This window comes from Candidatus Nitrosocosmicus agrestis (genome assembly GCF_008389435.1).
In the GTDB taxonomy this organism is placed as follows: Archaea; Thermoproteota; Nitrososphaeria; order Nitrososphaerales; family Nitrososphaeraceae; genus Nitrosocosmicus; species Nitrosocosmicus agrestis.
Map to the genome: position 1 here is coordinate 67,504 of NZ_VUYS01000002.1, position 20,985 is coordinate 88,488.

21 protein-coding genes are annotated in these 20,985 nt (G+C 32.4%); 11 read left to right on the forward strand and 10 right to left on the reverse strand.

What is annotated here, in order from left to right:
* Positions 1-41: 41 nt before the first annotated feature.
* Positions 42-476, reverse strand: coding sequence for a winged helix-turn-helix transcriptional regulator (locus F1Z66_RS01265; protein ID WP_230207399.1), 435 nt, complete (start codon positions 474-476; stop codon positions 42-44).
* A 57-nt stretch (positions 477-533) separates the two neighbouring features.
* On the opposite strand from F1Z66_RS01265, the gene arsM reads away from it, so the two are divergent.
* From arsM to F1Z66_RS01280, 3 genes are read left to right on the forward strand one after another with little or no spacing between them, the layout of a single operon-like run.
* Positions 534-1,334 (forward strand): arsenite methyltransferase, encoded by an 801-nt coding sequence (arsM, locus tag F1Z66_RS01270; protein ID WP_149861791.1) that lies wholly within the window; start codon positions 534-536, stop codon positions 1,332-1,334.
* A 25-nt stretch (positions 1,335-1,359) separates the two neighbouring features.
* Positions 1,360-1,812 carry an arsenate reductase ArsC gene (locus F1Z66_RS01275; protein ID WP_230207400.1) on the forward strand — a complete coding sequence of 151 codons (453 nt, stop codon included), beginning with the start codon at positions 1,360-1,362 and terminating at the stop codon, positions 1,810-1,812.
* A gap of 48 nt (positions 1,813-1,860) precedes the next feature.
* Entirely contained in the window at positions 1,861-2,553 is a 693-nt protein-coding gene (locus tag F1Z66_RS01280; RefSeq protein ID WP_149861792.1) for an MIP/aquaporin family protein, read from the forward strand.
* Positions 2,554-2,876: 323 nt separating this feature from the next.
* Here the strand turns inward: F1Z66_RS01280 and F1Z66_RS01285 are convergent, their stop codons facing one another.
* Positions 2,877-4,025, reverse strand: coding sequence for a glycosyltransferase (locus F1Z66_RS01285; protein WP_149861793.1), 1,149 nt, complete (start codon positions 4,023-4,025; stop codon positions 2,877-2,879).
* A 58-nt stretch (positions 4,026-4,083) separates the two neighbouring features.
* Positions 4,084-4,371: a hypothetical protein gene (locus F1Z66_RS01290; RefSeq protein WP_149861794.1), complete on the reverse strand. Its 288-nt coding sequence runs from the start codon at positions 4,369-4,371 to the stop codon at positions 4,084-4,086.
* A gap of 449 nt (positions 4,372-4,820) precedes the next feature.
* On the opposite strand from F1Z66_RS01290, the gene F1Z66_RS01295 reads away from it, so the two are divergent.
* Positions 4,821-5,711 carry a glycosyltransferase family A protein gene (locus F1Z66_RS01295; protein ID WP_159357386.1) on the forward strand — a complete coding sequence of 297 codons (891 nt, stop codon included), beginning with the start codon at positions 4,821-4,823 and terminating at the stop codon, positions 5,709-5,711.
* A gap of 177 nt (positions 5,712-5,888) precedes the next feature.
* Here F1Z66_RS01295 and F1Z66_RS01300 read toward each other — a convergent pair whose 3' ends face one another.
* A complete protein-coding gene (locus F1Z66_RS01300; RefSeq protein WP_149861796.1) occupies positions 5,889-6,272 on the reverse strand; it encodes an aminoacyl-tRNA hydrolase in 384 nt (127 codons plus the stop codon).
* A gap of 739 nt (positions 6,273-7,011) precedes the next feature.
* Here F1Z66_RS01300 and F1Z66_RS01305 point away from each other — a divergent pair.
* Together F1Z66_RS01305 and F1Z66_RS01310 are read left to right on the forward strand one after the other, a co-directional pair.
* The gene (locus tag F1Z66_RS01305; protein WP_149861797.1) at positions 7,012-8,133 is read left to right on the forward strand and encodes a hypothetical protein; all 1,122 of its coding nucleotides are present in this window, start codon (positions 7,012-7,014) and stop codon (positions 8,131-8,133) included.
* 446 nt (positions 8,134-8,579) lie between these two features.
* Entirely contained in the window at positions 8,580-9,626 is a 1,047-nt protein-coding gene (locus F1Z66_RS01310; RefSeq protein ID WP_149861798.1) for a YncE family protein, read from the forward strand.
* A 668-nt stretch (positions 9,627-10,294) separates the two neighbouring features.
* Here F1Z66_RS01310 and F1Z66_RS01315 read toward each other — a convergent pair.
* Complete coding sequence (locus tag F1Z66_RS01315) at positions 10,295-10,693, reverse strand: hypothetical protein (RefSeq protein ID WP_149861799.1); 399 nt, start codon at positions 10,691-10,693, stop codon at positions 10,295-10,297.
* 343 nt (positions 10,694-11,036) lie between these two features.
* On the opposite strand from F1Z66_RS01315, the gene F1Z66_RS01320 reads away from it, so the two are divergent.
* Together F1Z66_RS01320 and F1Z66_RS01325 are read left to right on the forward strand one after the other, a co-directional pair.
* Entirely contained in the window at positions 11,037-11,453 is a 417-nt protein-coding gene (locus F1Z66_RS01320; RefSeq protein ID WP_195907444.1) for a CBS domain-containing protein, read from the forward strand.
* 1,186 nt (positions 11,454-12,639) lie between these two features.
* Positions 12,640-13,977 (forward strand): adenylate/guanylate cyclase domain-containing protein, encoded by a 1,338-nt coding sequence (locus F1Z66_RS01325; RefSeq protein WP_149861801.1) that lies wholly within the window; start codon positions 12,640-12,642, stop codon positions 13,975-13,977.
* A gap of 112 nt (positions 13,978-14,089) precedes the next feature.
* Here the strand turns inward: F1Z66_RS01325 and F1Z66_RS01330 are convergent, their stop codons facing one another.
* Complete coding sequence (locus F1Z66_RS01330; protein WP_201448544.1) at positions 14,090-15,058, reverse strand: radical SAM protein; 969 nt, start codon at positions 15,056-15,058, stop codon at positions 14,090-14,092.
* A gap of 143 nt (positions 15,059-15,201) precedes the next feature.
* Between F1Z66_RS01330 and F1Z66_RS01335 the strand changes: the two genes are divergently transcribed.
* A complete protein-coding gene (locus F1Z66_RS01335; RefSeq protein WP_149861802.1) occupies positions 15,202-15,423 on the forward strand; it encodes a hypothetical protein in 222 nt (73 codons plus the stop codon).
* 174 nt (positions 15,424-15,597) lie between these two features.
* Here F1Z66_RS01335 and F1Z66_RS01340 read toward each other — a convergent pair whose 3' ends face one another.
* Together F1Z66_RS01340 and F1Z66_RS01345 are read right to left on the reverse strand one after the other, a co-directional pair.
* Entirely contained in the window at positions 15,598-16,104 is a 507-nt protein-coding gene (locus F1Z66_RS01340; RefSeq protein ID WP_149861803.1) for a hypothetical protein, read from the reverse strand.
* Positions 16,105-16,396: 292 nt separating this feature from the next.
* Positions 16,397-16,690 carry a hypothetical protein gene (locus F1Z66_RS01345; RefSeq protein WP_149861804.1) on the reverse strand — a complete coding sequence of 98 codons (294 nt, stop codon included), beginning with the start codon at positions 16,688-16,690 and terminating at the stop codon, positions 16,397-16,399.
* A gap of 230 nt (positions 16,691-16,920) precedes the next feature.
* Here F1Z66_RS01345 and F1Z66_RS01350 point away from each other — a divergent pair, with 230 nt between their 5' ends.
* Positions 16,921-17,394 carry a hypothetical protein gene (locus tag F1Z66_RS01350; protein ID WP_149861805.1) on the forward strand — a complete coding sequence of 158 codons (474 nt, stop codon included), beginning with the start codon at positions 16,921-16,923 and terminating at the stop codon, positions 17,392-17,394.
* A 153-nt stretch (positions 17,395-17,547) separates the two neighbouring features.
* Positions 17,548-18,525, forward strand: a complete 978-nt coding sequence (locus F1Z66_RS01355) for a glycoside hydrolase family 130 protein (protein ID WP_159357389.1) — start codon at positions 17,548-17,550, stop codon at positions 18,523-18,525.
* 357 nt (positions 18,526-18,882) lie between these two features.
* On the opposite strand, the gene F1Z66_RS01360 is transcribed toward F1Z66_RS01355, so the two are convergent.
* Together F1Z66_RS01360 and F1Z66_RS01365 are read right to left on the reverse strand one after the other, a co-directional pair.
* Positions 18,883-20,211, reverse strand: coding sequence for a glycosyltransferase (locus F1Z66_RS01360; RefSeq protein ID WP_149861807.1), 1,329 nt, complete (start codon positions 20,209-20,211; stop codon positions 18,883-18,885).
* Between the two features lie 104 nt (positions 20,212-20,315).
* The gene (locus F1Z66_RS01365) at positions 20,316-20,786 is read right to left on the reverse strand and encodes a universal stress protein (protein WP_149861808.1); all 471 of its coding nucleotides are present in this window, start codon (positions 20,784-20,786) and stop codon (positions 20,316-20,318) included.
* Between the last annotated feature and the right edge of the window lie 199 nt (positions 20,787-20,985).

Here is a 20,985-nt window from a genome sequence, read left to right on the forward strand (position 1 = left end):
GATATCAAGACTATGTGTGATTAGGCAAAATGGAATTCCAACTATTTTGTGTTTGACCATTTTCTCATCCATTGAAGTAAGTTAATTATAGACTCTACTAGTTCTTGTCCTTTAGTCGTAAGACGATATTCGACTCTGGGGGGAATTTCATTAAAATATTGCCTATGTAGAATCCTATTCTTTTCAAGATCCCTTAAGCGAGTGGTAAGAGTTTTGCTACTAAAGCCTTTCATTGAATTCTTAAAAGTCAAATATCTTACAGGATCAGTGGAGCAACAAAGAGGTATCAGGATTTCTAAAGTTCCTCTTTTGGTAATAATATTTCTCAACTCCGATGTTTCTTTCATTAAACTTTCTATACTATATCCATGAAAATTACATGCATTAGTATTGTCATTATCAAGTATGGGTAATTTTTTAGAAGATTTTCCTCTAATTACAGCGGAGTTTTCTCCTATTAGTTTCTCTGATTGCACTTACTTTACCAAATTACTCTTGCTAACTTAAATAGTTTCTTTAGTAAACCTATACCTATGGATAAACAATTACATTTAAAAGAAAAAATCAAAGAGCAATACGGAAAGATTGCTGTTGATGGAAATTCAAACTCTTGTTGTATGCCATCTAGCGATTGTTGCAGTACTTCATCCGAGGTTGTCCTTACTCCATTCGAATCATCAAAAGCTGTTGGATATGAATCTGACAAATTAAAGCTTGTTCCTGAATCTTCTGTGTTAGGTGTGGGTTGTGGAAATCCTACAAGGTTTGCAGATATAGGAGAAGGTGATAGCGTAGTCGACCTGGGTTCAGGGGCAGGAATAGATGTGTTCCTTGCAGCTAATATTGTAAAGGAAAGAGGAAAAGTCATTGGAATTGATATGACAGAAAATATGCTCAAAAAGGCTAGGGAGAATGCTAAGAAACATGGTTATACAAATGTTGAGTTTAGACATGGGGATATTGAACAAAGTATACCTGTAGAAGATAATTCGGTTGATCTAGTCATAAGTAACTGTGTTATTAATTTGACAACAAATAAAGTGAATACCTTTAGGGAAGTATACAGAATTCTGAAATCCGGAGGAAAAGGAAAAATGATAATATCTGATTTGATTACGTCTAAAGAAATAGACGAGGATTTAGTAAATACAGAAAACTGGTGTAGTTGTATCGATGGTGCACTTACAAAAGAAAATTATTTAGATAGTATTAAAAAAGCTGGATTTACCAACATCGAGATACTTGATGAGAAACTGTATATGGAGTTAGAAGACAAGACAGGTCTAGAAAAAAGAAAAATTAGTAGTATTTCCATTAGAGCTGTTAAAGAGTAGATAGATTGAGAAAGAAGCGATTTATTTGAATTTCTCTTTTGGTAAACAAGATCATGAGGATACAAACAAAATTATCCTTTTTGTTTGTGTTCAAAATGCTGGAAGAAGCCAGATGGCAGAAGGTTTTTTCAAAAAGTATGCTCCGAAAGGTTATGAGGCTGTAAGTGCTGGTACAGTTCCCACCTCTCAAATCAATCCAATCGCGGTAGATGTTATGGAGGAGGTTGGAATAGATATTAGTAAACAAAAACCCAAGGATTTGACAGAAGATATGATGCGGAATGCAACGGCGATTATCAATATGGGTTGTATGGATGATAAATTCTGTCCGGCTTTAATTGTTCCCAAAGTCCTAGACTGGGGGATAGATGATCCAAAAGGTAAACCAATAGAGAAAGTAAGAGAAATAAGAGATGAAATTGAAAAAAGGGTATTGGAAATAGTTAAGGCTGCGGAGAATGATGAAATTCCAATCTAGCATAATCGAAGCTAGTTGTATTGCCATCATATTCATGAATGGATTTTTATGTCAAAGGAATCTACTTTTGAATCAGTAGTCAATAAACTAACTGTTGATCAAAAAAGGTTTGTTGCAGAGATCATAGGAACATTTATCGTAGTTGTTCTAGCCACAGGTTCAGTTGTCATTGATTCAAAATTGGATGGTATTCTTGGTCTGCCATTTATCGTATTTGCTCCTTTTGTAGGAGTTGCAGTAGGTGTATATCTATTTGGTAAAATTTCTATGGCTCATTTTAATCCTGCTGTATCGATTGGTTTTCTAATCACAAAGCACATCACAAAGAAGCAATTAGGTTTGTACCTTCTAGCTGAGATTGTTGGTGCTCTATTAGCAAGCTTTTTTGTAAGTATAATAATTGGAAAGGAAGCAAATCTCGGCGCTAATGCACCCAATTATTCATATCCTCTACCTATGATATTTGGAGTAGAAGTTTTAGCATCAGCTTTTTTGATGGCAGTAATATTGATTGTCGTTTATACAAAAGGCTTGAAAGGATTTGGAGGTATTGCTATCGGAGGTATCGTTGGATTAGACATATTCTTTTTGGCTTTTATATCAGGCGCATCCATGAACCCTGCTCGTTCACTAGCTCCAGCATTGCTATCTGGAGTATGGGATGATCTATGGCTATACTGGACTGCAACATTTGCAGGTACTTCAATTATTGCATTAATATTTAGAAAAAGGTTTGAATGATAAATATTATCCCACTAGTAGCCACATTTAGAACATAATCTCCTGTGATGGGATGAGTAGTAAATTTCATACTAGTTCACAATTATTTTTGAAGGGATTACAATGCTAATTGCAATTATTACATCATCAAAGATTATTATTAAACAAAATTATTCATGAGGTATCATTACGAACCGAGTTGGATAAAGATATCAAATAATAATTGGATTAAGGTTTCTATTTATCGGAAACCATTCTCAACACATTTGGGATTCACTCTAAAGACGATTAAGATTTGGAAAAAAAATGAAAAATTCTAAATCCCAAAAGGATAAAACAATTACTTAGCAGACCTTATATGATTCAAAAATATTTTTTTCAAAATTCTCCCACAATAAATGACTTCGTGCATACTGATATGACTTCACACGTTTAGAATAAAGATCATCCATATTGTTGCTTAAATTTTCTAATTTATTTATCAGTTCATCAAAATCATCAAATAAAATGCAATGTTCTTTAAGATTCTCTGCTACCGAGGCTAAATCAGAAGTCAGGGATACATATAGACCCGAGTGAGCATATTCATATGCTTTATTTGGATTACTATAAGGATGAAACCAATGTTTCTTAAAAGGAATCAATCCAATTGAATTTCTATGCATTTCATCATACATTTGACTCCTGCTTAAGTATCCATGATAAATTACTCTATTAGTTGATCGTTTGTTCCAGCCTAACACATTTAACTTTCCCACATTAAATTTTTCAAAGATGTTAAAAAAGCCATCCAAATCCATGTGCAGTGATTTAATAGGATTAGTGAGTTGTATACCTGCATAAACTGAAGACAATTTATCATGATAAATTGGTTCTCTTATATTCTCAATTTCTTTAAAGGCAGGAAAGTTTGGAACCAAAAATATTCGTTTGCCGATCTTTTTAAATTCATTTAGGATCGTATTTGACACTGTAATCGTAGGGTGATTCATTATCAAATCATTTTCTGCTTTTGACCAAGATCTAGCAAATTTACTATTTAAAAAATTTACTACTAATTTTCTGGCTAAACTCTTGGTGCTCAAAGATCCCGCTTTTACGCTTTTTATATAAAAAGAGTAAGCCTCGATTTTTATTTTTGCATACATTGACCAATATTCATGATCGTCATAAACAAGAGGGTAATCACCTATTTCAGTAGCCATTTTTGCGGAAAAAATGTTGTGAGCATGTATTATGTCAGGTTGGACTTCTTTTATGATTTTTGTCATTTGTTTTTTAACCAAGCCCCAATAGTACGGTAACTTGTTCCTAGCATGGGAAGTCCATGTAATCCCATATTGTTTTTCAAAATTGGAATGTGAATTGGAATTGGAAATTAGTGAATTAGGACCACAAAAATAAACCAAATCACCCCTTTTCCTCGAACTAGAAGCTGATTTCTCTACTCGCCAGTCTGGTAAAGGTGTATCGGACAGGTGCAGAATTTTCATTTTAGGCTTTCATATTTCATTTGTTTATTCCAGGGTTTAAGTCAAAGATAAAGTAGAATTATTTATTAATCAAAAGTGGAAACATTTCTGAATTCATAAATTTATGAAATAAGGGGTCAAAATAATGTTGCAACTCAGCATCTTCCCATATTTTGATCATTGATTTATGTTGAATAGATAGGCTCATCCAACTTTTCCATGATTGCCATTGTAAATCGTCAATTTCCATATTCTTTCGCTTTTCAAAGACTTCAGCAAATGTATTAAGAAGATGATATCCCAAAGCTTCATCGTGAGTGCATTTCTCAGGTATACTGAGTATTTTCATTCTTTCATTATTTTTCATTATCATGCGATTGTATCCGAAATAACTTACACCAAAAAAAGAATAATTGGAACTATTAATTTCAGCATCTCTTGCGGATTTATTAAAAAAATTAGATAAAATTGATATAGCTTTATTGCACCTCCAATCCAAATAACCGGAATATCACACTAAACATAATGGTAAAACATGAAATTGATATATCTCAATTTGTATTAATTATTTTACAATAAACCTATCACAATTTAACATATTAAAAAATCAAGCTTATCTAATCTCTAACTATATTTTATAAATTTACCATAGATAACTTTTTTTATAATTATCATGAAAAAATATTTTGTAATTATTATCTATTGATTGAATGCTGAATTATTTTTGGTAGATTATAAAGCATAATTAAATGCGTATCTTGTTACTTGTTTTTGATACCTAGTTGATAAATATATATTCTATTTGTTGTGTTATCATTGGGAACATACTATTCAATAATTACCTGCAGAAATTCAGAAAATGACATTGAGAATAGCATAGTTTCGATTTACGATCAATCGATAAAACCTGAATATATCATCGTAATTGACGATGGCTCTAAAGACAGTACACCTACAATATTGAATCGATTAAAGCAAGAAATTCCAGTATTACACATCATTACAAACCCAGATCTTGGATACGACATCACTAGGGTGCCATTCAACTACAACAAAGCATTAAGATACATTAATGAAAATAATTTAGTTGATACTGATTATCACATGATAGCAAGTGATGATTGCATCTATGAAAAAGATTATGCCAGCAAAGTCATTTCCTATATGGACAATAATCAAGACAAGGTATTTGTTTCAGGAAATTATGAAAGAAGTAAATATAATGTACCCAGAGGATCAGGAAGATTTGTAAGGTCGTCCTATTTCAAAAGACATCATAAATTTTATCCAGAAAGAATGGGCTATGAAACAGTCATACTGTATGAATCGGAGATGAAAGGCTATAATTATGCTGTTTTAGACTATGCAAAGTATACTCATAATAGAGCTCTTGGATCAAATCATGGTTTTTCTGAAACTGGTCCTATGATGAAAATTTTAGGATATCACCCATTATTTGCCTTTAATAGGTTTTTAGTTTACTTTATCTCTGGAAAACCAATAGGAAGAAAAGGAGCTATTAGGATGTTATATGATTTCGTTTTCTATAAGCCACATAGAAACACCTTTGATATGATCTACAGCAAAGAATTAAGGGATCATATACGAAAAAAACAGTTAAAGAGATTAAGAAATGTTCAAAATAAAATTAGGACTTTATCGAGAAATTCACTACCTTACAGGGAAACTACCCTCATGGAAAAGTAGAGTGTTCGAATCTAATTATGTTCTTATTTGAAACAATTTGGATTATTCAACATTTGATACGTGTTTAACAAGTCAAGGTCGATTGCACACAAGCAATCCATGACAATTTACACGATAACGGTAAGATTTCCTATCACATAAAGTATATATTAAAATGATTTACTTTTTTGTAGCCAATCACAGTAGCTTTAAAACAGCAACCAAGTGTTCAATTGTGTTCCTTTTTATTGGTCCGAAAGCCAAGACTGTGGGAGTACTTTCAATAGTCTTTATTTTTTGATCATCCTTTACAATCTTGATTGGAAAACTTAGTTCGTGAGATAAATCAACTAACTTTGAATATAAATCATAAAATTCTTTATGAGAATTTACTTTTAAAATAATTTTTTGAGAAGCATGGAATTTCTTCCATGTTATATAAGGAATGTATTTTCTTTGGATGCATTCCTCTATAACAAATTGGGTAACATCTGCTACTTTACCTGCAATTTGTCCTTTGCTCATTTTCAAATCTGATCGTACTAAATAAATCATCACCACATTATTACCCTCCAGACTCATACCATCCAATTCTCAAATCGACTATAAACTCGTTTAGTATACCAAGTAAGATAGTTCCAAAAGTTTGGCACATTTTTGTTCCAATGATCCTTCAAAATTTAAGAAGCATAAAAATTTGTTTAATAGTGAAGGATATTGTCTTTTCGATACTTTAGACTTTAAAGCATAGGTAAAGTTTTCTAATGGAGAGATATAACTTTCCTCTCGAATACCCAAGTTATGCGAATCACTTAGTTGTGATACGTTAGGATGATTATCGTTGTATTTCAACTCTTATTTGACTAATATAGTCAAAAACCACTATTAATAGTACGCAATTGAACGCGGGTTCGGTGGTATGTGAAACAAATTTGACTCATTTTTGTCACTCAATTTTGTCATATAACAATGATATTCAAAGGTGAAATCATGAGAATATCCATAGGAGTCCAAAACAAGTTAGAAATTTTTTTTGAAATTAAAGGTGAATTAATTCCAAGGGCTACGAAAATTAATAGACGTGAATGTCATAATTATTAATCTATGAATTAACCTGTAAATATTAAACCATCTTACATGAATAATATTTTCAATATGATTAGCTGACTAGCAATCAAAATTCTATGTCAAAATAAACAAATGTTCTCCAAATTGGGTTAAAGTAAAATATTTTATATTACCATCATAATCCATTTCATAATTGTCTAATCATTGTAATTTATCTCCAATTATATTAAGTATTTTTGTTGTTATCTTGCTTGTGTTTAATTCTACTTTAGCAGGAATTTCTTCTACGTTATTTTTTCCTAATGGTGGAGGCGAGATTACCCAGAATAATTTAATGACATCGTATGTTTTTGCATCCCTGGATGAGGAAGATGATGTCAGCAACAACAACAACGAAGATGCTGGTGAAGATAGTCAAGGATTATCGGAAGAGGAATCGGGTGACAGCAACAACAACAACGAAGATGCTGGTGAAGATAGTCAAGGATTATCGGAAGAGGAATCGGGTGACAGCAGCAACAACAACGAAGATGCTGGTGAAGATAGTCAAGGATTATCGGAAGAGGAATCGGGTGACAGCAGCAACAACAACGAAGATGCTGGTGAAGATAGTCAAGGATTATCGGAAGTAGCAGAGAACGTAACCACTGTCAACCCTTCTTTAACCGCTTTGTCTGAGCCACCGCAAAATGAACAATGTCCAGCTGGATCACCAGAAGGATGCTATGTGAAACCAGCTCCTCTAAATGCTAGAGTATCATGTCAACCAGGCGAAATGGAACTAAAGAACGTTCCAGGCGGTCCTAAGGGTATCATGTGTGCACCTATTCCACCAGAGGAATGTCCAGCTGGATCACCAGAAGGATGCTATGTGAAACCAGCTCCTCTAAATGCTAGAGTATCATGTCAACCAGGCGAAATGGAACTAAAGAACGTTCCAGGCGGTCCTAAGGGTATCATGTGTGCACCTATTCCACCAGAGGAATGTCCAGCTGGATCACCAGAAGGATGCTATGTGAAACCAGCTCCTCTAAATGCTAGAGTATCATGTCAACCAGGCGAAATGGAACTAAAGAACGTTCCAGGCGGTCCTAAGGGTATCATGTGTGCACCCATCCAATCCACACAAAATCAAGAGAATCCAAACAATCCTATTGGAGAAAAGGAAATGCTATCACAAAATAACATACCGACTCTTGATGAATCCAATTCCGAAACCACAGTAACAAAATCTTCTCCAGCATCCTGTAATTCTCAAGGAATGCCATTTGATCCGATTACGGGTATGTGTAAAAATCCTCAAAGTATACAAGATTGTGCGAAGATTATGCAAAGATATGATCCAAACCAAGGAAAATGTATTAGATTTTTTTAGGCTAAACAGATATGATAACCAGTTAAGAGGAAATATATTTCATAAATCCATGTTTATTATTTCATATCTATGATAGTTCGGTGGTATATTGTATTACTACCCAAAATAATTAACGCCATCATTCATGTACGTGGAAAAAAAGATTAATTGTCTTATATCGTTACTCTCTATTGGTAGCGGGTTCGGTGGAAATCGTGTGGATATCCACATGGGTTCAAAATTCAACTATAGTGGTAGTATACAATCATAATAATCATCAACCTCCTTAACAGATATGTCAGTAAAGGATTCGGCAGTATTGATTTTTAAATGTCATATCATAGGATAGCAAAAAGAAAGGACATATTTCTATACGTGGCCATAAATAAAACCCATTTTGGTCAATTATACGAGAGGTAGAATGTTTCCAAATATAGCCTTATAACAGATCATGGATTAATTTATTGATGACAAATAAAATAATCAGTATTTCGTCTTTATCAACACATGTATTAATAATATGGCCGTTGATTTTGATGGCATCATTTATTACATTTAGCATACAGTTTGAGTCAATACTGGCCCAATCAAATATTCAGCAGGCGCCTTCACAAAAAGGTACAAATTCATCTGAAATTATATCCAATAGTATCTACACAACCCAAAGAATGGATAATTCCTTGTACGATTTATATAAAAATATGACGGTTCCTGCAGGAAAGGATATGACTTATGTAGATGTAACCACCGATGGAAAAATTGTGGCTGCAACAAGCAGTGCAGATAATCAAACATTTATCGTTAATGGGACAAATGATCAGATGATAGCGAAAATCAATGTAGGAGATGTTCCAAAAGGTGTCAAAATAAGTCCAGACAAAAAATATGTATTTGTTGCAAATGAACTACCAGGTTCTGTAAGCATTATTGATCTTGCTGATTTAAATGTTATAAAAGAGGTCAAAGTTGGCCCTGTACCACATAATATAGTGTTCTCTCCTGATGGTATAAGAGCGTATGTAACTGTTCAAGGCGGTGACAAAATTGTTATTCTCGATACAAAAACTTTTGAAATAATAGGTGAAATTCAAGACAGCAAAGGCCCGCATAACCTAGACATAACAAGTGATGGAAAACTACTCTTTGTTGCAAATGCAGGTTCAAGCGATGTTTCAGTTATAGATACAACCTCTTTGCAAATAATCAAGAAAATCCCTGTCAGTTTGGGTCATCATGGAATTGATGTTTCTCCAGACGATAAGCGTGTATATGTGTCGGGAATAGGCTCAGACAAAGTAAATGTTATTGATGCAAAGAAAATTGAACTTGTAAAACAGATTGTTGTTGGAAAGGGACCTCATGGAATACGTGCAACATCTGATGGAAAGTTTCTCCTTGTAGATGTTTCTTCTGAAAACAAAATTGTAGTAGTAGATACAAATAGCCTGGAAGTGATAAAACAAATACCAACCGGAAAAACGCCATTCTGGTTGGCCGTTCCGGGAAATCATTAAATTTTTAATTCGACATCTAAAAAATATTTTAATTTCAATTATTTTATGCTTTGTTATACAACTCGTTTGTTTCCTAAAATATTTAGATAACTTTGTTTCATAAACTATGCGAAATGATCAGACTACAATGAGCGTCTTATAATATGAGTGAAAATGCTACCTTGTTTTGATGCTTAGACAACTGGGATAAATAATTAGCAAATATGATATAAGTAAATAAGGAAGAACAACAGCCATTTTACTATTCTGATATCTTGCTTCTGTTAATAGGAGGTACAGAGGTATTTTTCATCGACTACCACATACAGACTAATAGAGAAGATGTTGTTAAAGTGTATAAAAAATAAAAACAAATTTCTATCTTTAACTTTGGTACAATAAATCTTGCATAACTGTACAGACTTGAAATTTCATAAAGCATTCGGTTCATTTGTAATATTTGTAAAGGGAAAAGTCAATTTCTGATCAAAAACTATCAATCTATTATCCAAATTGCAATCGGAGCTAATCACTCAAGATCTAATGAAGCCAAAGTTTGAATTCAAAAGAGATTTTTTCAATGAAATTTCTTTATTTATTTACCATGCGATATATGTGAAACTTTTCATTTTACACATCTCTATGTAGGATATCCAATTAAACATGGAAGATGCTTTTTAATAATTCCATTAGGGTATGACAATACTAACCGTTTCCGGAATAGAGGATGGAGAATTTTTTCCATCAACCCTTTTGAATATATCGTCGCCATAAACTACTTCAGTAGTAAATGAACTGCCTGGAGGTATATCACTTGTTAGAAATGTAAATGTATGAGTTACAGTTTGTTTTGCCGGAAAATACACATCATTTAGCCATTTAGAAATGGCAACACCTTCAGATCTAAATACGTGTATTGTACCGTGCTCATCATGGTTTCCGTTGTTTGTTACCTTGACATCTATCTTTAAAACTGTTTGGGTACCCTGTGCATAAGCATCTACGTTAAACGGACAAGCAGATGCAAATAAGGCTGCAGTAACAATTGTCGAAAGGGCAAATACAAAAGAATATTTTTTGCATAACATAGATAGAGGACCTACAGAGAGTTTATTAGAATATGTCAGATGACAACGACAACATTCCATACACAATATGAAACTATAATAGCCTTAAAACTTGTTTAATTTAATACTAAAAAACTATAATATAACAAATATTTATAATTTTTTATGTTTATTTATGAGTTTATTGGATGAACCATATGTTTTTGTGAAACTATAATTCTATTCTATAAAATCAAGGATGTTTGTTTAATATGCCATATAATTTATAGTCATTTCAACAGATGACATTTTAACTCCGAAATATACGGCCCATAAGAATTTTATTTAGCAATTTAACATCAAGAATATGAAAGCTTTTGATTTAATGTCTACAGACCTTGAGGCTGCGAGAGAAAATGCTACCATTACAGAAATTGGTACAAGGTTAATTTTACGATCTATTAATGGACTACCAATTATAGAAGAAGATGGTAAAGTTATAGGTATACTGACCATTATTGACATTCTTAGAGCAATTAAAGAAAATAAAGACCTAGATACACTTAAAGCAAAAGATTTGATGACAAGCAATCCAAAAACTGTAAATCAACAAACTGATATGATAGAAATAATCAAACTAATGGATAATGAAGGAATTGAAATGGTTCCAGTGGTAGATGAAAATAACGATAACAGGTTAATAGGAGTGGTGTCCAGAAAAGACATATTAGAAGAAAAATTTAACGAAAGATTTGTTACATTAGGTATGAAAAAAACCATTACAAAATCCATGGGAGAATAAAATAAGAGTTTGATCATTTTTAGTCTTTTATTAGGGTCAGCTCAATGATATGTATTTAATAAGTAGCGATCTCAACTGAACAGTTTCGGAGTTTATGAGCAATTATAATACTCTTGTTGCTTTCTACAACAACCAATTGACATCGAACCATTTTTTTTCTACTCCATGAGGTTTACATGCTAAGTGATACTATGATCTAGATTATTCGTAATATCCATTAGTTTTAATCATAATTATAATTATAATTTTAGTTTTAGTTTTAGTTTTATTCGATTTAAAATCTGTAGATGCAAATGTGTTATATTATTTGATTTTAGATATTCGTGAAATGCAAATATGAGATCTTAATTGAAAGGATTCTTACAATCTCATATTTTTTATAATTGTATGAGTCCTATTGGTAACGACATCATTCTTCAATCGTATATTGGCAGAGTGAAATCAATTTTGGTATAATGGCTAGATTATGAAAAACTAGTGTATAGACAGGTATCCACTACAGATTCGATTGTAAGCGAAACAAATTTGACTCATTTTTGTCATCTAGATTTATAATAATAATAATAAAGATACTCAAAGGTGAAAATTATGAGGATATTGCTACTACAAATCCCTTATTTGGGTTCGATATTATCCAGACCCGTGTTTTCCCTACAACCAACCACTATTCTGTGGGATTAAGTTCCGTATGGTATAAGGGTTCGGCGGTATGTGAAACAAAATTGGACACTAAAACCTTTTTTATTTTTGTATTTATAAATAACGATCATCGATGGGATTAAGATTTATTTACGGGGTTGGTAGTATGGGTTTAGTTAGAGAACAGATAAGATTCCATTAATTCAAAAATTAGATAATAACACCTCTACACGATTGGAGATTATTATAATTATTGTCATATCTTCAATTGTATTATCAAAGTATTAGTCCTGAATCTTTGTTAGCAACTAATTTACCAAGATGGGTTGGAGGTTCAGTTATACAATTGAATGAAAATTGTAGGATTTACTAATATCTTAGTTAGAATTTTTGAATAATTTTATTGATGGAGTTGGCATATGTCGCAGTAATATGAATTTTCATTTAATTATTAGGGCGATATAAATTGTAATTCATTGGTAATCGTGAAACTAAACATAGACTTAGGCTCTTACTTAAATAAAATCAAGTAGATGATATCATGATTGTGGGTTATTACAATTTCCTATGTATAGATATTGTTGGATCATCGATAGAAATAGATTTTCAGTTAAAAAATATAGAGGATTTACTTGCAGGAATAAAAGATTTTCTGTCTATTGCTGCTACAGAAGAAGAATTACAAACATCATTTACTGGCGATGGTGCAATAATTTGGTTCAAAAAAGATTCATTACTACCTTTACAATTAGCATTAAAGATTCATGAAAAATTTCCACCCTGTATTGAACAACAAAATTTTGGGCTAAAGATTGGTATTGCACGTAATACAGCAATAGAAATAGAATCTGCTAAATCAATTCTAGGTATTCCGGTTTGGGGTAAGGGTCCAACCTTTGCTAGGAGACTATGTGATCTATGTGATGAGGGTCATATACTACTTGATGAAAATGCCTACAAACTCTTTACTGAAAATTACAGAAAGATGACTCATGACCTGTTCGGTTTTAATATCGTTGCTGCCAGATTCTTTCAGGACCTTGGAGAATTCTTTGTAAAGCACAGAAAACCGGTTCATGTCTACAATTATTGCAATACTAAGAAAGATAAAGAATTGTTCAGTTTCGGAAATATGGATATTCCAAGAGATAAAAGAGGGTTAATTGACAGGATAGACATAAATTCGAATCTAGTAGTCCCTTTCGATCTTTTTTTAGAATCTGAAGCATTATCGTTAAAGAAGAAAATTGATAACGGTAGGGAAATAGTAATACTTGATGAATCAATAACAAATCTTTATCATGCATTATTTGAGGACGCCAATCAGTATGATTCTACCAATTTACTTCTTCCAAGTAAATTTCAAGAATATCAATTAAGAACATCTTACTTAAGCTGTCAGGCAAATATGATACGTCGGTCTAGACACGAGAACTGTAGGAGTGTAAGAATTATGGTTCTTGATAAATTATTAATCTTAAAAGACTGGCAGAATTCTAAAACCAGAGATCTAAGTACTGATTTTTTTAGGTGGCATAAGGAATGGGGTGTCACGTTATTACAGATAGATCCAGATAGATCTTTAGAGATTGTCAGAATATTGGAGGATAGATTTCCTACATTCTATCTTAAAAGTATTCAAATAGGATTTTGGAAAGAAAAATATGTAATACAATTTGAGAATTTTGGGACAACCGAGGATAATAACAGCGACAAAAGAAACAGAATCTGGATCTCTGATTCCAATGCTATGTATTACAAGAATTCCAAATTATTTTTGCAGGAATTGCTGTCAAGTAAAGAGTTATGGGAGATCCAATTTGAGGATAAGGTAGGAGTAGATTTTGTTAAATGGGATCACGAATATTGGAAACCTAAACTCTAATGACCAATTCAAAAAATAAATGTACAATACTTTCTAAAAGATTTTAAGAATTGAGAGTAAAAAGATGAATAAATAGAACGGCGGAAGCCAATTAACTACAATTATCTTCATGTTATGTATTCTTTAGTCCTTGTGCTACTAGTATTGAATAACAACCAACACCACATTTTTCACATATTGGCTTTAGTGCCTTAGAATCAGAACTCCCTATGCAACAAGGATGCTTTGTCTTTCCTTTATGATCTAAAGAGAGAATAGCCCAAGACGGGCAGTCAACTGGAGTAGTTTTGATTCCACCCCAGGATCCTTTCATTAGTTGAAGTTGTTTTTCGGTATTCATTATGAATTCAGGATATTTTTTGTGTAATTTGATTATTGTATCAATTACTTTATTCCTAATCTCACCAAAGGGAAGCCATAGAGGATCATTATCCGCAAATGGAGTATGGAACTGGAATCCAATCTTATTTATAGTCCCTTTCCATTCTGCTATCAGATCCTCTATAGTTTTGTAGTTTAGGGAATTAATAGTCATTGTGATCCATATATCTTTCCACGCAGGTTTGCCATTTCTTGACGGTCCTTTAACATAGTCAAGGATATTCTTCTTTGTTTTTTCATAGGATCCTTTTCCCCTTATGCTATCGTGTATTTGTTCAGTACCGTCTAAAGAGACCCAGTAAAAATAGAGGTTATCAAAACGTGGGAGCGGATAAGTACCATTTGTGACTACACAAACACGTCTAGGCATTTCATTGCAAAAGGTTTCAATAACATCTGGTCTCATTAATGGTTCTCCTCCTACTAAAGTTACCACATAGACATTATGCTTCTTGAATGTTTCATTAATTAACTTTCTCCAATCTTCTACACTTAATTCGTCTTTTTCATTTCTTCTTGTTTTCCACCAATAACAATGAGAGCAATGGAGGTTACATACATTGATAATATCTGCAGAACCGTAAATGAAAGGCTTTGATTTTAAAAGTTTTATGGCCAGGTATTTAGTTAACATATTAAAATGAGCCGGAAAATCTCTAATAATGTCGGTTATGCCCATTCCATAGATGAGATCTACCAATAATAATCGTACACTAATAGATTTTATATTATATTAATAATATCTCTTATACTGGGTGAATAAATTAGGCCAACTGCTAAAAGGATTCATGATTTAAGAAATGTTATGACTGTTTATTACCAAGAATAGCTATATTACTAGTAATGAATATGAATTGTCCCCATTGTCAAAACGAATATCAAGTCGCCTTTCAACGCATAACAGGCTTTACCAAAGGTATTAAATCGGCTTATGAAATTTATTATCAAACTTGTCCCCATTGTGACAAACCAATCGTAGGCATCTATCAACATCCTGTTCCTGGATACGAATTTGATTTTGAAAAGAGAAAGAAACTAATAAAATTCTATGGTGAGCCAGCATAGTAAGTCAATTCTAATGCTAATCAATCTACTTTGCGATAGAGATGAGTTAACTGATCAAGTAGCACTGTAAAGTAAATTTCTTTCACGATACCTACGCCCTCTAGATGTCTGCAATATCTTTTACATGTTCTATCATTACAAGCAAGGACCATATGAATACATTACAAATTTAACTCACCTTTTCTTAGTAAATAGATGAATATATTTTACTATTAAGTTAATGATTGCATACGAAAGCACTGAAGCAACAAGTGATGATAATGTAGCAGCCTCTATAGCAGAGTATTCTAACTTTAGTAGTTGTATTATGAGAAGAAACCTTGTTAGATTGTTAACAGTATCAAATAGGGTGCTAGCAAATATCATTTTAATCAATATTCTCCTTAATGCAATAAAGTTGATTTTTCCAGTTAATCGCTTTGTGTAATCTCGTTTATTGTCAATATGAAAAAGAATTGCAAAAATAACCTTGTAAGTCAAGAATCCTGTGATAACAGTTATTGCAGAATTTAGGACATGACTAGTAGAAAATTCTGCAACAAAGTGTGCAATAATAATACTGGATAGAAAGCCTGCTGAACCTGAAATTAGTAAATTTTTGTTTAGAGAGATTGTATTATGATACTTTTCGTACGTTTTTATGAAGAATCCGTTAACTGTCTTCTGAGTAATTGGTTTCACGTGATATAATTAAATATGTTTATTAAGTTATTTAAGCCTGCAAAGTCTTTGAATTCATTTTTTGTTGAGCTGCAACTTTATCGCATCAAGGTTTAGGACCCATGTAAAAATATTCCGAGTCTCCAAATTTTACCCATTACAAACAAGGATTCATTAGAATCAAAGTTAAAGAGGACCTTTTATCAATAAGCACTATGCATCAGTATATCTACCATTGAATATACTTATTATATGATTGATTTTGACTTCATTCTAACTATAAAAAAAGTTACACTTCCACATATTAAGAATATTAGTTGAGCTTTAGAATTTCATCCCATGTACCTGTCGTAGATAACATATAATATTTAATACTATTTCCGTACTCTAGTTCTATTATATCACCTGGAGTGATATGAGTTTTGAATAAATTATCCAAAAATTGCAAAAAGCTAGGACCTGCTACGATACTCTTTGTTTCTCTCTCTATAGGTTTGTTAAAGTATTTTTCTAGCGCATTTGTTAAACCTAATTGACTTAGATTTTCTATTAACTGTGTGATATCCATAAAAGTGGAATTTCTCTTGTATACTCTTAATATTGCCATATATGTTATTATATACGGTAAACTAGTATATAACCATGACAAATGTAATACAAATATGGCAATCACTGCCGGATTGTATTTGTAGCATATTTGTTTACATAGCAATCTAAGTTCGGATTTTGATACTTACGCAGGAATCATGCAAAATAATATCTAAAACGATGATTAACGTTGATTTATAACGAGTTACTTGTTGATAATCTTAAAAGGAACAAAATGTATATAATGGTATGTCAATTGTAAAAAACCATATTAAAGACCCTTCATCCACTTTATCAACAAATTTTAATTATCCGATAATTAATGATATAGAATCCTCAGAGTCTAAAAATCAAACAGGATCAAATGATAATAGAATTATGAACGTGCAAGGTGAAAAAGATAACGAGAATGAGCGCTCTAATAAGATATTAGATGATTTATTGAATTATACTCTCGAAATTCAAAGATCGAATAATCCTAAAATATATGGTGGATGGAAAGCAACGATTGAAAGAGTTATTGAAAAAACCTATGGAAGTGACTCAAAAGAGCTAAGACAAATAAAAGATGCAATGAAACTTAATTTTCTAACAACTAGTGGACAGTCTAAGGAACAAAGAGGCATCTACTTTGATGACCTATATGAAAAGAGATTTAACAGAATAGAAAAACTGAATAATGACTTCAAGTTGAAGAGACAAATTAAAACTTATCATCAGTGACTTAATTCAAATACCCGTACAAACAAATCGCTTGCGTTAAAAGCCCTTCAAACCTTGTCTTTATTACCTTTGTTGTATAAGAAGAATTATGCATATACTTAATTCAAGCAAGACCGATTTGAACAAAAAGTCTGATACTAACGATTTATCCCTTTGAATTCTAACGGATCTGAAATCTTAAAAAGATCTTCCAATAACCCTATACTTATTCCTAATAAGAATAACTGGTGGGAATCAGAAGCTGTTTTTAACTGTGCGATACTATATGATGGAAAAAGAATTCACATGTTATATCGTGCAATAGGAGAGTATGAACACTATTTTTCGAGGATCGGTTATGCATCAAGTGATGATGGCTACGTCTTTAGAAGGCGTAATGGGGTAGCGATTAATCCCATATTAGACTACGAAAAATTTGGTATCGAGGATCCTCGATTAACTGAAATTGATAATCAAGTTTACATCACTTATGTGGTATTACCTGACCGTCCAAAAAAAGGTCCAATGGTATCGACTGCATTAGCAACTACTTTAGATTATTCAAGATTTGATAGACTAGGTATTATTACAAGTGAAGGGACGGATAACAAAGATGTAGTTTTGTTTCCAACCAAATTGAGATCTAAAAATAATTTAAGTATTAAAAATATGAAATATTTCTGTTTACATAGACCTAGTTCTTGGGTAGGGGGTACATATGGAATTGATAAACCCAGTATATGGATCGGAGAGGGTAATACACTGACAAAGTTTGAAACCCATACATTGCTTATGAAACCTGAACAAAAATGGGAAGAATTAAAGATTGGTGCTGGATCTCCGCCCATAAGGACAAAATATGGATGGTTAGTAATTTATCACGGAGTTAGCGCTAACAAAACATATAGTGCTGGTGCTGCACTTCTTGATCTGGAGGATCCTTACAAAATATTATGCAGAAGCAAAGAACCCATCCTTGTGCCTACAGAACAATATGAAAAGTACGGTGATGTTAGTAACGTAGTTTTTCCAACCGGTGCTTGCATTATTGATGAAGAAATACTTGTCTATTATGGGGGTGCAGATAAGGTATGTTGTGTTGCTACAGCCAAAATAGATGAATTTGTTGATTATCTTTTTCAAAACAATTAACCTTCACGGGTCACTAATTCCATCATATTGATTGCTAAAAGCCAAATTATTTTAAAATACAAGAAAGAGTCGATTTATGACTTGATTATTGCGTCCATAATTACTATCTTGATCTAAAAGAATTAATCAAATTTCAAACCGTTGTACTATTCATCTCCTGTTATGTGTTTATATTCAATGATGTAATCTCAAAATATGTCTCACCTAATCTTCTGACATGTTCAAGGTCAAATAATTTCTCATAAAAATTGAATCTGGAACATCATTAACCACATAACAAATTGATTGTACACGTAAGTTGACTCGAGACTTAAATCGGTTCTTGAATCAAATTGAACTTATCGAAATTCTATTAGCTTATGTACTCGGAAATGGAAATGGGGTGTTCTTAATTCTATTGTTTTTGTCCAAAATATTCCTATAAAGGTCAAAGTGCTGTAATGCAACATTCTCCCATGTTAATTCTTTATTGAAGTTTTCGATTCTTTGAGTATAATGCAAATATTCTGATTCTAGTTTCTTTATTGCTTTTGCAAATTCATTGGGCCTTCTTTTTACTACTATTCCTAACCCCTTATCGGCAAATTCCTTAAAGAAACCTAGATCAGTTGCAATAAAAGGTAATCCGTGAGCAAGAGCATCAAACATTACACCTGAACCTGAGGTTACTGTATATGGAAGGACAATAATATCAGATGAATAAAATAGAACTGAAAGTTCTTTATCTGTTAGAAATCCTCGATTCAAATTGATTATCTTACCATTCTGTGAGTTTTTGTTATCTGTGTGACTAAGTATTTTTTGACTCTTTTGATCATTGATTGGTGATGGCTTTGTTAAGTTAAACAAATTCTCAGATTGATTAACTACTACAACCCAATCATCCGGAATATCCAAATTATCTAAAATGTCCCAACCTTTAGTATGAGTCATGAATCCAAAGAAAAGTGCTATTTTACGATTCAATGGTAAGGAAAAAAATTGTCTTGCTTCCCTTTTCTTTACATATTTGTTCATATTTGGTTCTGCTCCATGATATATCACAGAAAAATTACTCAACGATTTCTGATCTTTTATTGCATTTTCATTTTCAGATATTAATTGGGCTAAATAACTCGAAAAAGCTATGTTGGCCTGACTCGCTTGCATTTTTTGTTTATTGGCTAAATTAAAAGATCTGTAGTTTATGAACCGTTTCCAATAGTCACCTATCTGATTAAGGAGGTTAATTGAAACAGTAATCAGGTTTTTATTCAGGAGATTCGGATGTTTTGATAGCTCCATCCATTGATGAAGAGGATACGCGGAATGAAATGTCGTTATTATGGGTATCTTGCATTCTTTATAGAATTTATCTATGTTGGTACTCAAACTTCTTGGATTAAAAGAGTTCATTTTTAGTCCATAAAGTCCATGTTCTAATTGAATATGTACAAGATCGGGATCATATTCATCAAGCACCTCGAATATTATTTTTGAATTATTTTCATTTTTAGGATCAATACCTATAAAATCCCCTCCTCCTTTCTCATTACATAAAACAGAAACCTTGATTCCAATTTTTTTTAATCCATCTGTAAGGTTCTTAGTATATCTTCCAACTCCTCCAGGAATAGGCGGGAACTCGGTGGAAATCATAAGAATTTTTAATGTAGATTTATTATAATTATCTAATTTGTAGGACACTATAGTAACAAATAATATATTACACCGGACACATATAAGGAAATGTAATAGTATTTCAAATTTCTGTCTACTATAACTAATTGCCGGTAATTACTATTTTTTGGTCACCTTACCAAAACAACCGGGCATGTCGCGACTTCTGAAATCCATCTAGAGACACTTCCAATACCTTTTCTATCATGCCTTTTTTTCAATGAACCACTACTACCAATTATAATCATGCTTACATTTTCTTCTTTAGACACAGTGAGGATCTCATCTGCTGGATGACCTACTCGTATTATAGATTTAGCCATTATACCCTCTTCGACTAGACTATCCATCTGCTTCTTAATCATGATCTCCGCTCCCTCCCTTATTGATTTTTCATAATTGTGCCTCATTTTGTCAAAATCATCCATATTTGAAATAAACTTTGCAATTTCTTTAGGATAGAAACTTGTGTCATCAATGACATATAGTACAATTATGTTAGAATTCTGATTTACGGCAATCTCTTTAGCTTTATCTAAAGCTTTAACCGATAACTCAGTCGCATCAAACGGGATTAAAATATTAGATTTATTGTCATTCATCTACACTTACCATTAATTTTTGTGTGTACAGACATCCATTTTAACCATTTTGTATAAGCCCCTTTTTCCCTCTAAATGAAAGGGAATAGTTACTTTTCGAATCCCAAATAATTTATATTTTTTTGAAACTATGATCAAAAGTCTTTGCGTTTCTGGTATTGTAATCGATTTTGTAAATGATGACATACTGAAAAAGTTG